The following is a 12,275-nucleotide window of genomic DNA, read 5'->3' on the forward strand; positions in this document are numbered from 1 at the left end:
TGCGTATTTTTTATTTTCAGGAGGGAAGGTAAATTTTTTAAATTCAATTTTTCTTTGGGTCGGCTTTGCAAGCTCTTTGACAAAGCATTGCCTTGCGGGGTGGCTTGTGGGGCTTTGGCAATGTGCTTGCAAAATGCGTAGGCTCATACGATTTTGTTTATTGGTTTATCAATTCCTTTTAGTAGTTCTTCCAACTGTCCGCCTGGGCTTGCGTAACCAATGGTGATTTGGTCAGCAAGGGTTGTCATTAGTTGGTTGCGTGTCTGTGCGTTTTGGCTGCTTACTCGTTTTACCGATTTATCAAACGGTGTGATGATTAACAGTCTGCCTTGTTCCAATGGTTTTTTAAATTCCGGCTCTACTCTTTCTTTCAGCCCTCTTGCCAATGTCAAGATGATGGGCTGTTTGCCCTTGAGCAGATAATGCAACACATCTTTTTCTATTTGGCTGTGGAAGCCACTAATCACACAATTTCCTTTTTCTCTTTGCTCTATTGCCCAATCATAGCATTTCAATACCACCGAAGCAGGCACTTGGCGGCTGCATAAAAAAGCTGTTTTGGGTAGCTTTAAAAGGTCGGTATTGCCAATTGTCTGAACCATGATGACGTTAAGATTATTAGGATTACCATGATTATTGGGGTTTGTATTTTTTGTTGAATAAACGTTTGAATTGTAAACTCTTTGCCCCAAAATTTATCAGCAACCCGGTTTGTAAATTATAGGCCTCTAAATAATTCATTGCCTGTGCCAGGTGTACATCTTCTAATTGGATAATCGCTTTTATCTCTACCGAAATTTCACCACTAACCAAAAAATCAACCCTTCTTCCCCCAACATCTTGTCCTTTGTAAAGTAAGGGCATTTCAAATTCTCTTTGGTGTTCAATACCACGCAGCCCCATTTCGTAAGACAGTGCTCGCTGATACACCACCTCCTGAAAACCATTGCCCATAATGGAATGCACTTCCATGGCACTGCCAATTACTGCATGTGTTATTACATCTTGTTCTTCTTTTGTCATTGCCGTTAGTTTAGTTGTTTATTTACTGATTGTCTGAGCCGCCATTGTCTGCACCATGATTTTAGTAAGATTATCTGGATTACCTTGATTTTAATCTTGCTCATCTTCGTCATCTTGTGATAATCCAGGTTCAGACAATTTATTGCCCAGTCATAACATTTCAATACCACCGAAGCAGGCACTTGCCGACTGCATAAAAAAGCTGTTTTGGGTAGCTTTAATAGGGCGGTATTGCCAAGGCTTTCTTTTATCATTCTTCGTCTTCGGTTTCTAATTCCTTACCCATCCTATATTTAATATCGTAGTTGATAATAAAATCCAATTCCTCATCCGTAAAACCATAGTGTTTGGCTAAAACAGCGTCTATTTCGTCTATGATGGGTTTTGAGGCTCTTGGTTGAAAAGATTGAATTTCCAATTGTCCGGCTCGTTTATCATTTCTTGGAAGAAAAACAGAATTATTTTCTAAATCAGTTAATAGTTTCTTGGAAAGTTTTGACAGTTGCTTCGATAGCTCATCGTTTATTTTACTGATTTCAATTGGAAACTTCAAAATCTCTCTTGTATTTACATTTCGACAATCTGAAAAGGAGATAAAAAACCAAAAGAATAGACTACTGTTTAGAACGGAAATAAGTGTTGTTTTTTCAAGTTCACTTCCTACAGTAATATCTTTCAATTCCGATGGTTCAAGTATATTTCGGTTTCTATCATAAATTGTTGGTGCCTTTTCAAAAAACTGTATAAAGTATTGTAGTTTACGGGTATAACGAACCGTATGGCTTGATGTTCTAACGACAAAATTTGAAACACTTTTTGTTTGGTTTAAAAGACGTTTCAAAATTGATTTTTCAATGCTACTTGAAACTTTTGGAAAGCCACTTATTGTAAAATAATCCTGTCCGACATTCTGATAACTTAAATAGCTAAAAAGATTTTCCCGCTCTTCAGATACCCAACGATAATACTTTGTTGTATAAGATTTATCAACCAAATCATTGTTTTTAATAAATATGGTAAGTCTTTTGTCAACTCCATCAAAAAGTTTAGATGGCCTCACTCCGAAATTTGAAAAGTAATAGCCTGATTTACTTTTATGGCAAACCTTTCTTAAAGATGAATATCCATCTGTAGACACTATTGATATTGGAACAATCATACCTATTCTTCCTTCTGACTGTAAAAGAGAATTAATTGACCTTTCAATACATAAGGCATAAATATCTCCACAAGGTAAGGTTTCATAATTTTTCGGAATATACTTTACATCCTTTAAAGCAACATAAGGCGGATTTCCAATAATCACATCAAAGCCTTTATTCTCTTGTATTATTTCATAAAACTCCGCAAACCAATGAAAGGGTTGGTGTGATTGTAGCCATTTATCATAAGGAATGGCTGTCGCTTGTTTGTGCAACAATTGGTTGAGTTCGTGGTTTAATTCATTAAGGCGTTTGTTGAGTTCTGCTTTTGCCTTTTTGAACTCCTTAAAATCATCGCCATAGGTCAATTGAATTTCTTTGTAGCGTTTAAAAGCATTGGCAACAATTTCGCATTTTTCCTCAATCAAAGGTTTTGCTAAGACACCGTCAATCGTATAAGTCAATCCCTTTTGTAATTCTGCTTCTGTGGCAAAGCCAACCAAGGTATTTCCTGCACGGATATTAAAATCAATATCGGGCAGAGGTTCTAAACCTAAATTGGGTTTTCGGTAATCGGCTTCTACGGTTGCCACGAGTTTAAGGAACAAACGCAGTTTGGCGATTTCAACGGCTTCTTTCATTATGTCCACACCATACAAATTCCGCAGGATGATGCTTTTGTAAATGAAGTATCGTAGGTTGGGGTGTTCGGGGCTTTTTAGCTGTGCCAACACTTGTCTGAACCATGATTGACCATGATTTAAAGATTTCCATGATTGTTGTAGTTCAGACGAAAGATGTTTGTAGTTCTTTTCATCTTTAGCTTCTTCCAAAAATATTTCCATACGCTGCAAACATGCCTCATACAAGGGTTCTAAAATATTCATTGCAGCAAACAAAAACGCACCAGAGCCGCAAGTAGGGTCAATAATGGTAACGCTGTTGAGTGCTTTGTAAAAGTGTTTTAGCAGTTCGGGGTCGTTTGTGTTTTCTACTACATCTTGTGCAAACTGGCGAATGTTCAGGTTGTAGGTAATAAAGTCGTTGATTTGCTGAATGTCGCCTTTGTCAATTTTACTCTTTACTTCGGTGTATCGGTTTCTGCGGTCAACCACTTCACGCCAAATTTCTGTTGGCAAAGCGTAATTGATGGTTGCCGGTTTATTCCAATCGGTGCGTTTGCTTACATCTTTTATGCCTTGTTCAATTTCTTTTGGCAAAGGTTCTTCCACACCTTTTTTTACTGCATCGTAAATGTATTGGTCGCCACTTTGCTTTACCATTTGCCACAATTCGGCATCTGTATTAAATGCTTTCGGGTAATGTCGTTTGGTTTCGTCAAACAAATAGGGCAGTATGCAATTTTTGCTGATATAGTCGGTAATATCTTCTTTGGTGTAGTAAGCACCCATATTTGCCCTGTCGTTGATATACTTCTCAAAGATGTATCCAATCACATCGGGGTTAATGTCTTTTCCGCTTGCCGTGTGGCGGGTATCTAAATGCCATTCGTATTGGTCGAAGAAATCAAAAAGGCGTTCAAAAGCTTTGTCGTCAATGTCAATGCTATCATTGCTTTTTTCCAGTTCGTGTTCGTCAAACAAACCACCGTTTAGGTAAGGGATTTTACCAATTTCAATTTTGGTGTCGGGGCTTTGTGTTGGGTCGTTCAATCCTTTATGAAATAATACCAATAGAAAATCACGATAGAAAGAGTAGAATTTTACTTTTCCCTTTTTGGCTTTGCAGGCAAGCAGTTTATCCCGCAGGTAGTTTTTATTGTTGTCTAAAAAACCTTTCTTCTGAATGAAGTAGCAAAACATCAGTCGGTTCAGCATCAATGAAGCATACCATTCTTGATTGGTTTTGTCGGAAATTCCTTTGATGAATTGCAGAAAAGCACCGTGTTCTTTTTTGAATTTATCGTAAAACTGCTTGGTAACTCTTTCGTTGTTTTGGTGGAAGTTGTCGGCAATGCGTTTGGTTACATCAATAATGGTGATGTGTTCTTCTTCGTCTATTTCAAAGAAAATTCCTGCTGCACGTTGGTAAAGCAATTCAGGGTCTTGGTTGATGTGCCAGCGGGTTTCGGTTACTTTGGTGGGTTTGCCCGATTGCCTTACCACTAATTGCCAAATCTGTTCGGTTTTCTTGGTATCAAAAAAGATAATTAAATGCTCTTGAAACAGTTTGGTTACCTTGGTTTCAATCTTTTTACGGGTGTTGTAGTCGGGAATTAAGCCATTGGAAAGGGGATTGCACAATAAGATTTTGAAACCGCTTTTTTCGGCAACTGCTTGTAAGGTGTAAGTTTCATTGTCAACTACAATGGGTTGTGTTGTTTTATCATTGTTCCAGCCCATATCATTAAACAGTTCTCGAAAGTTGAACGCTTTGATATAGTTGGAAAAATCCTTTTTCTCTAAACTCATTTTAGTTTCTTTATTTGTTGGTTAGCAACCAAAGATTTCATTTGGGTGATGGCAATTTGGTTCAATTGCTTTAATCGTTCCGGCTGTGATAAACCCTGATTGATTAAAACGGCATTAATACTTTCGAGATTAGATAATACAACCAATTGCTCGATGGTGGCATAGTCTCTCACATTGCCGTTTTTGCCAGTATTGTTGTCTCTCCACTGCTTTGCAGTAAAGCCAAAGAGTGCAACATTCAGCAAGTCAGCTTCATTGGCATACACAAAGCTGATTTGCGATTTGCTTAATTCTTTCGGTATCAGATTTTCTTTGATAGCATCGGTATGGATGTGGTAGTTGACTTTAGCCAAAGTGCGTTGTAGGTTCCATTCTAGTTTTAAGCGGTCGTTTTCATCGGCTTTGAGGCGTTGAAATTCCTTGATAAAGTAGAATTTAAACTCGGCACTAATCCAAGTGGCAAATTCAAAGGCAATGTCACGATGTGCAAATGTGCCTCCATAACGACCAGATTTAGAGATTATTCCTTTGGCATTAGTTGTTTCAATCCATTTTTGAGGGGTAAGTGTAAAACTGTTTGACCCTGACTCACTTTTAAACGCATCGAATTCGATGCGTTTAAAACCAGGGTTGTTTAATTGCTCCCACAAACCGCAAAATTCTATGACACTGCGTGTTCTCATCCAATTTTGGATAATATAGTTTGTCCTTTCTTGGTCTCTGTATCGAGCCATATCTGTTAAGGAGATAAAATCGTTTTCATCATTTTGAAGTATGGTTATTTCTGAACCTTCAACAATGATTTTTTTATTTTTTGCCATGCATCCTATTTTAATTGAGGCGAATTAGCCATAGTTAGTTTTTTAATCCCAAAGAGCAAATAATTTGTGGTTCGCGGTTAGGTTGTTCGTCTTCATTTACAATCACCAATTTATCTTCTTCACGAAGTGAAATTACCAAATTTGCTAATAGTTCATCTGAAATACCTGCTTTCAGTTGTCGATTCAAGGTTTCTCTTGCAAATTCTTTCAACGGATATTTGTAAATGTCGTTCACTGCTTTTTTTAGTTGCTCGTTTACAAACAAAGTTCCTTCATACTCTTTGCAATAGCGGTCAAGTCGCATATACACACGATACTTTACACCTGTTTTTTTACCAAGAGAACCACCTGTATTTTTTTCTTCTTCACGAATGAAGTCAATACCACTTTTCACCAATTCGTGATGTTTCTCCAGTTTGTATTTCGGTTCGGTGTCAGGTGTGCATTGAGCCGCTTTCAAAATAGTATGTTGAGATTGGGTAATGATTTTGCCTTTATTGTCCACCCAAGCCAAAATATCGTTTTCTTCTGATGTTCGGGTGTAAACAATTACGCCTTCTTTTTCGGGTGCTTCGTCATTGTGTTTGGTAGCGTAAATCACATTCGGTAAATCGGGAATTATTTTATTCAGTTCGGGATTGGCATCTGTGGCGTTTTTCCAAATCTGATAAGCCAATGAAGCCAAATCCACTTCTGTGTCGTCATCTTCACCGTCCAAAATGCCAGATTTTTCATTGTAAAGGTCTGCAAGGTTTACAGGGTCCCCATCAAAAAAGGTTTCATCGCTTCCTACCACATTGGCGTTTTCTTCAATACGCTGGGTTAATCTTCTACGCAAATTGATAATAGCTTCAATGCCATCTTCGGGCAGAAAGGAGTAACAGAAAATTTGCTCTGCCTTTTGTCCGATACGGTCAACACGACCTGCACGCTGAATTAAACGAATGATAGCCCAGGGCAAATCATAATTCAAAATGATGTGAGCATCTTGCAAGTTTTGTCCTTCACTCAATACATCGGTTGTAATCAAAACACGCAACTCTTGACCGCTTTTTATGATGTCCGATTTTTGGTTGCTGTGTGGACTGAAACGCTGTGCCAACCCCGTTGGGTTTTCATCATCGCCAGTTACACTTTCAATTTGTGCGATGCCTCTTTGCTTTAATTGTTCTGTTAAGTAATAAGCAGTGTCGGCAAATTGAGTGAAAACCAAAACTTTTTCTTTGCTGTGTGTTTTGGTTAAAAGGTCGTATAAAGCATTAAGCTGTCTGTCTTCATCAGGGTTCCAGTCTTTACCAATGTTCAGAATTTTGATGATTTCTTTACTGTCGTTGATTAAGTTTTGTTGTAACGAGTTGGCAAAAAACTCACTTCTAATCCAGTCGAAACGGTTTTTGTAACTGTCGCTTGCAAAGAGTGTGTATAGTTCCTTTGCCTTTTGCAAATAAGTTTCCTCTTTTAGAATGAGTTTCAGATGGTTTTTATCATCACCGTCATTATCGGTGTCGCTGTCTTCCAAATAATCATCTAAGTTTTGTGAAATGTTTTTACCTATTGGAATTGGTAGATGATTTTGTGCTGCATACACAAAAACATAGTTTCTCAAAATGTGTCGGCTCAATGAAAGCAGAAATGAATAACCGCTACTTTCTAAACGCTTGAATAAATTAGTTCTGCAAAAGCCCATCAACCTGCGTCCTGCACGGCTAAGGTTTTGCATGAGTTGTTCTTCGTCCTTTGTTGGTTTGATTAAAGGGTTTTCATTCAAATACTGTTGCAACCCGTATCTCGGTAATTCCAAATCATTAATGATGTCAACTACTTTGGTTGAATACATTTTTGCGTATTGGTCTTTCGGGTCTTTTGGATCAAACACATATTCAACCCGCTTTGGAATACGGTCGGGGAAATATGACTTTGAACCATCGGAAAAAGTCAAAAACTTGCGTCCATTGGTTGGGTCGGTTTCTGCATAATTATTTTTGATAAAACTTCTTGTTCTGCGAACCAAATACAATCGCATTAATTCTCTCCAGTCGTCTGAAAAATGGCTTTTCTCAAATGCTTTGATGCTTCTGATAAATGTCTCGGTGTGTTGCGAAGTAAACTGAACTTGTCCGCCAATGCTTTCAATATAACGTTCAGGGCTAATACCCAAATCTTTGTCATCTGAAATGAACAAACGAAGTTGGTTTGAAAGGTCTAAATAGGTTTTGTTGTAAGGCGTTGCAGAAAGCAAAATTACTTTACTGTCGTTCTCTTCTAAATATGATTTTATAGCACGATAGCGGCTTCCTTGGTCGTTTCGCAAGTTGTGACTTTCGTCAATTACCACCAATCGGTAACGCCTTAAATTCGGTAAAGTGGTTTGCACTTTACTTTGTGAAATCACTTTTGCTCTCAACTGGTATTTGTGGGCATAATCTTCCCACATTTCCACCAAGTTTTTCGGGCAAATGATAAGTGTTTCCAAAAAGAAATCATCTTCAAAAAGTTTAGCCAAGGCAGTTGCGGTAATGGTTTTACCCAAACCAACCACATCACCAATTACTACTCCGTCTCTTTTGTGCAAATGATGAGCAGCTACTAAAACGGCTTTTTGTTGGAACTCCAATAATTCTTTTTGGAAAACCTTTGGCAACTTAAATTCATTGATACCTGCTCTTGCTTCTCTTGAAAGGTGATAAGCAATTTTCAAGTAAATGTGAAACGGAGAAACCAATCTGTCGGCTGCCCAAGAATTGTCAATAATTTCAATAAGTTCTTCGGTTATGTCAATGCACCAACGGTCTTTCCAACGGTCGTCAAACCAAGTTGCCAACTTGTTGGCTGCATCTTGGTCCATTACGTCAATGTTTAGTTCCCCTTGTTTAGCAAGTCCGGCAAGTGTCAAGTTACTGCTACCTAAAAAACCAACCACAGGAACTCGTTTGTCGTTGCTGTAAGCCAAATACAGTTTAGCGTGAAGTGTATAACGCAAGTGCAGTTTCACAACCACTTTCTTGTCCTTCATTTGTTGGCTCAACTTCCGCAGAGCTTTTTCATCTGCTTCGGTTGGTGTGCCGATTGTCAACTGGTCTTTAAACTCTTGTGCAAGTCTTTTTTTAAGTTTTACTGCTTCGGCTTGGTCAATGATGTGGTCTTCGTCTTTGGAGAAGTAGTCACGCAAAATGTCAATTGGCATTTTCTGCATTCCAACAAGCAGTCGGCAAATGCGGTGAACATCGTCCTTACCTTCAACGACTGTCGCACCCGATAAGCTGTCGATTTTGTCTGCAACTTCTTTCCAACCTCTCAGGTTAAAATATCCCACACAAAAGTCTGTCCGCTGTGATAGTTCAAGCGTTTCATTCAGTCCTTTGGTTAAGTGGTTTTCTATGTTGTCGTAGATTTTCGGCATTTATATTTCAGTTAAATTAAGGTTGTCAAAATACGAAATTTTGAGTTTGTTTATGTCGTAGAACTCTGCCCCTTGTGCGGTGGGAGATTTGGCTCTTTTGGTTTTGCGAAGGGTCGGCTTTGAGTGACGGGCAAAACCAAATGTGCCAAATGTGTGGCTGGCTAAAATTGAATTAAAAAAAATGTGTGGTGGGGAAAATAAAAAACACAGAAGGGTCGGCAATGAGTGTTGGCTTACTCGTTGCCCCTTTGTTGTATCGTTTGTATGTTGTTCACCTGTCAAAATGGTTTACTTTTCTGTTTATATTTTGGTCGTATGTCAATGTTCGGATTGTCGTCCTACCATTGGCTATAACGTAGCAGGTGTATAGGTAGTTTTTGAGCGACCCCTCACTTTGCTATGAAAAACGGGTTTTTTGGCTTTAAAACCGAAGGGTGGGATTTATTTTGAAAATATTTTAACCTTTTGCTTGTATATATCGTATATACGGTATATATTTACATCATAATTAAACAACAAAGCAAATGACAACTAATCAATCAATCTTCGCAGACATCAATTGTAAAGGTGGTGTGGCAATGTTAGTAGGTGTAATTGTAAAAGAAACCGAAAAGGCAGTTAAAATTGATTACGCTCTTGAGCCTATTTTTGTAGGTAGTGTTGGCTCACCTATAACAATTGCAAATAGAACAGCTTGGGTTCCTAAATCACAAATCACTGAAAAGAACGGAGCGTTTGAAATAAAAAAGTGGTTTGCAAACCAAGCGTTAAAAGGATTCAACATTAAGCCCTACCAAATATAGGGCTTACCTCTTTTATGAAAGAAATAATTAACTTCATTAATTCTGAAATTTGCGAGCGTAGAGACTACTCCGCTTCAAAAACTTTTGAAGTTGTACGTGATAAAATAATTGAAATCGAAATGAGAAAATTAATTGACCTTGACGAAGAAACTTTTAAGACACTCTCCAAATTAGCAATTGACAATAATACTAATCTTAAAAGTTACATCGAATCTATTTTAGTACTCCATGCGGGCGGGGGTTTTAAAGCCAAAAAACCTTCCACTAAACGTAAATCAAAGTGATGAACTATCACGCGAAAAAATTACCTATACACGGTGTTATAAGCTGTACTTTGCAGTGTGGTGGGTAGCCAAAGAAAAAGCCTCCGTGCGCTTTGGCTATTCGTGGGGCAAAGTATTGCTTATAACGGCAGTCTGTGAAAAAAATATTTTTTCAGTATTTACAAATGTAAAATAATTTCAATAATTTTAAGGGGAAATAAATAAAAAAAATGCCTCAAATACAAGGTATCAACCGAGAACAAATCACTTTTTCAAACCTTGAAAGTCAGATAGCAAAAGACAATGAGATTCGATTTATAGATGCATTTGTAGATAAGCTGGATTTAAAACAACTCGGTATTCAATCGCTCATTCAGAGGGAAAAGAAAAAAGCCGGGAGAGCATCTTTTGAAGATGCACTTTTTTTAAAACTGTATCTATATGCCTATTTAAACGGATTAAGAAGCAGTCGTAAATTAGAGAAAGAAGCTGTTCGTAATATTGAGTTGCAGTGGTTGCTCAAAGGACTTTGTCCGAACTATCATTCTATTGCCGACTTCCGAAAGATTAATGCTGTGGCACTAAAAAGCTTATTTAAGTTGTTTGTGTTGTTTTTGAAAGAAGCGGGCTTGATTGGTGGTAATGTGATTGCCGTAGATGGCACCAAAATAAGAGGGAGCAACAGTAAAAAGAATAACTATAACCCCAAAAAGATTGAAAGGCATCTGGCATATATCGAAGAAAAAACAGAACAATATTTAGAGCAGTTAGATAAAGCCGATAGGGAAGAAAACCAAGTCCAGAGTCTATCCATTAGTGATGTAGAAGATAAATTAGCCAAGCTGAAAACACATAAGATCAAGTACGAACAATTAGCCAAGCAACTAGAAGAGAATAAAGAGCCACAGGTAAGCACTACTGACCCTGATGCAAGAGCCCTATTGGTTCGAGGTGTAGTGGTAGAAGTAGGCTACAATGTACAAGCAGCCGTAGATGCACAGCACAGCTTGGTAGTAGCCACACACACCATCAATCGCAACGATAAAAATGCCTTGTACGATATAAGCAGCGAAGCCAAAGAGAATATAAAAGCAGAAGCCCTCACGGTTATAGCCGACAAAGGATATCACACCGGAAAAGAATTGCAATCATGTCAGGCAGCAGCAATAGAAACAATAGTAGCAAGGCAAGAGATAGTGAACAGCAACGAAGGTGGCACACAACCTGAGTACCTCATTCAACACTTTAAGTACAACCAGGAAACCGATACGTACACCTGTCCGCAAGGCGAAACACTGCATACCACAGGCAAATTGCATACAAAAAAGCGCAGTGAAGACATCTCCTATCAATTTAAAAAGTACCGAAGTACAGCTTGCAATACATGCCCTGTAAAACACCTCTGCACCGGCAGACAGGATGGTCGAAGGGAAATAGAACGCAGTGAATATGCCGAAGCGGTAGAGAGAAACAAAACGAACTATGAATCCAACGCAGAGTTATACCGCAAACGGCAGGAGCTAAACGAACATATCTTTGGCACAATCAAACGGCAGTGGAATTTGTATTACACCAATTTGAGAGGATTAAAAAAAGTGAATGGAGAGCTGGCACTCATCATGACTGTTTACAATATAAAACGCGCCAAGAACATCTTAGGCTTTGATAGACTGATGGAAGTGCTGAAAAATTGGACACCAAAGTATCCAGGAGGATATTTTTCAATTAAAAGTAGACTTCATCAGCCGCGGCTGATAAGCCAATATACGCCCATTAATTTTTTCCAAGAAAATATCGCTGCATAAAATCAAGCCATCTTAAAACAGAGAAGAGCACTTCTACATTAATTTTAAAAGCAGTATTTTAAAAGAAAATGACTTTTTTCACAGCCTGACGGTTCGGGTATTGGCGATGCCCGCAACTTAGAAACTTTAAATTATAAACAAACTGTCCTGCGGGTATTGCCAATACCATGTTACAGGCAGTGCTTAATGAAATTTTAAAATGGAAACAGAAATCAGAAATGCAATTATTGAAAGCACTTCACTTGATACAGGTGATAGAGGACTATTGACAGCATGGCTTCATCTTGATTATGGTGATGGCGGTCATCAAGGTTTTGGCGGTCATGTTTTATACCTGCCAAAAGACTTTAAGCACCACACAAATAAAGGTGATTTTGCAGGTCATTTTATTTTCAGGTGTATGCAGGTTGCAGGTGTTGAAAGTTGGGATAAAATCAAAGGCAAATCAGTTAGAGTAAAATATGAAGGTGGTGCAGGGTTCGCTTCTAAAATCATTGCTATTGGTCATATAGTGAAAGATGATTGGTTTAATCCGTCTGCCGATTTTGAACGGATGTCGCAATAGCATTGCCTGTAACATTCATAT

Annotated in this window: 9 protein-coding genes; 4 read left to right on the forward strand and 5 right to left on the reverse strand. The window is 38.2% G+C overall.

What is annotated here, in order from left to right; translation table 11 throughout:
* Window positions 1-143: 143 nt before the first annotated feature.
* The 5 genes from V9G42_00070 to V9G42_00090 form a co-directional block, all read right to left on the reverse strand.
* Window positions 144-602 (reverse strand): DNA-binding protein, encoded by a 459-nt coding sequence (locus tag V9G42_00070; GenBank protein ID MEI2757804.1) that lies wholly within the window; start codon window positions 600-602, stop codon window positions 144-146.
* A gap of 31 nt (window positions 603-633) precedes the next feature.
* Window positions 634-1,023 carry a GxxExxY protein gene (locus tag V9G42_00075; protein ID MEI2757805.1) on the reverse strand — a complete coding sequence of 130 codons (390 nt, stop codon included), beginning with the start codon at window positions 1,021-1,023 and terminating at the stop codon, window positions 634-636.
* 250 nt (window positions 1,024-1,273) lie between these two features.
* The gene (locus V9G42_00080; protein MEI2757806.1) at window positions 1,274-4,597 is read right to left on the reverse strand and encodes a DNA methyltransferase; all 3,324 of its coding nucleotides are present in this window, start codon (window positions 4,595-4,597) and stop codon (window positions 1,274-1,276) included.
* Window positions 4,594-5,418: a KilA-N domain-containing protein gene (locus V9G42_00085; protein MEI2757807.1), complete on the reverse strand. Its 825-nt coding sequence runs from the start codon at window positions 5,416-5,418 to the stop codon at window positions 4,594-4,596. Before V9G42_00085 ends, V9G42_00080 begins: the two co-directional genes overlap by 4 nt.
* A 34-nt stretch (window positions 5,419-5,452) precedes the next feature.
* Complete coding sequence (locus V9G42_00090) at window positions 5,453-8,818, reverse strand: helicase-related protein (GenBank protein MEI2757808.1); 3,366 nt, start codon at window positions 8,816-8,818, stop codon at window positions 5,453-5,455.
* Window positions 8,819-9,342: 524 nt separating this feature from the next.
* On the opposite strand from V9G42_00090, the gene V9G42_00095 reads away from it, so the two are divergent.
* The 4 genes from V9G42_00095 (at window position 9,343) to V9G42_00110 (ending at window position 12,254) form a co-directional block, all read left to right on the forward strand.
* A complete protein-coding gene (locus V9G42_00095) occupies window positions 9,343-9,621 on the forward strand; it encodes a hypothetical protein (protein ID MEI2757809.1) in 279 nt (92 codons plus the stop codon).
* A gap of 14 nt (window positions 9,622-9,635) precedes the next feature.
* Window positions 9,636-9,905, forward strand: a complete 270-nt coding sequence (locus tag V9G42_00100; protein MEI2757810.1) for a hypothetical protein — start codon at window positions 9,636-9,638, stop codon at window positions 9,903-9,905.
* Between the two features lie 209 nt (window positions 9,906-10,114).
* Window positions 10,115-11,689 carry an IS1182 family transposase gene (locus V9G42_00105; GenBank protein ID MEI2757811.1) on the forward strand — a complete coding sequence of 525 codons (1,575 nt, stop codon included), beginning with the start codon at window positions 10,115-10,117 and terminating at the stop codon, window positions 11,687-11,689.
* A 199-nt stretch (window positions 11,690-11,888) separates the two neighbouring features.
* Window positions 11,889-12,254 carry a hypothetical protein gene (locus V9G42_00110; protein MEI2757812.1) on the forward strand — a complete coding sequence of 122 codons (366 nt, stop codon included), beginning with the start codon at window positions 11,889-11,891 and terminating at the stop codon, window positions 12,252-12,254.
* Window positions 12,255-12,275: the final 21 nt, after the last annotated feature.

This window comes from Bacteroidia bacterium (genome assembly GCA_037045145.1).
In the GTDB taxonomy this organism is placed as follows: domain Bacteria; phylum Bacteroidota; class Bacteroidia; order AKYH767-A; family OLB10; genus OLB10.

Bases quoted from the DNA above. Each gene is read 5' to 3' on its own strand.
- V9G42_00080 (MEI2757806.1), bottom strand. From the start codon at position 4,597: ATGAGTTTAGAGAAAAAGGATTTTTCCAACTATATCAAAGCGTTCAAC.
- V9G42_00075 (MEI2757805.1), bottom strand. From the start codon at position 1,023: ATGACAAAAGAAGAACAAGATGTAATAACACATGCAGTAATTGGCAGT.
- V9G42_00095 (MEI2757809.1), top strand. From the start codon at position 9,343: ATGACAACTAATCAATCAATCTTCGCAGACATCAATTGTAAAGGTGGT.
- V9G42_00105 (MEI2757811.1), top strand. From the start codon at position 10,115: ATGCCTCAAATACAAGGTATCAACCGAGAACAAATCACTTTTTCAAAC.
- V9G42_00070 (MEI2757804.1), bottom strand. From the start codon at position 602: ATGGTTCAGACAATTGGCAATACCGACCTTTTAAAGCTACCCAAAACA.
- V9G42_00085 (MEI2757807.1), bottom strand. From the start codon at position 5,418: ATGGCAAAAAATAAAAAAATCATTGTTGAAGGTTCAGAAATAACCATA.
- V9G42_00090 (MEI2757808.1), bottom strand. From the start codon at position 8,818: ATGCCGAAAATCTACGACAACATAGAAAACCACTTAACCAAAGGACTG.
- V9G42_00100 (MEI2757810.1), top strand. From the start codon at position 9,636: ATGAAAGAAATAATTAACTTCATTAATTCTGAAATTTGCGAGCGTAGA.
- V9G42_00110 (MEI2757812.1), top strand. From the start codon at position 11,889: ATGGAAACAGAAATCAGAAATGCAATTATTGAAAGCACTTCACTTGAT.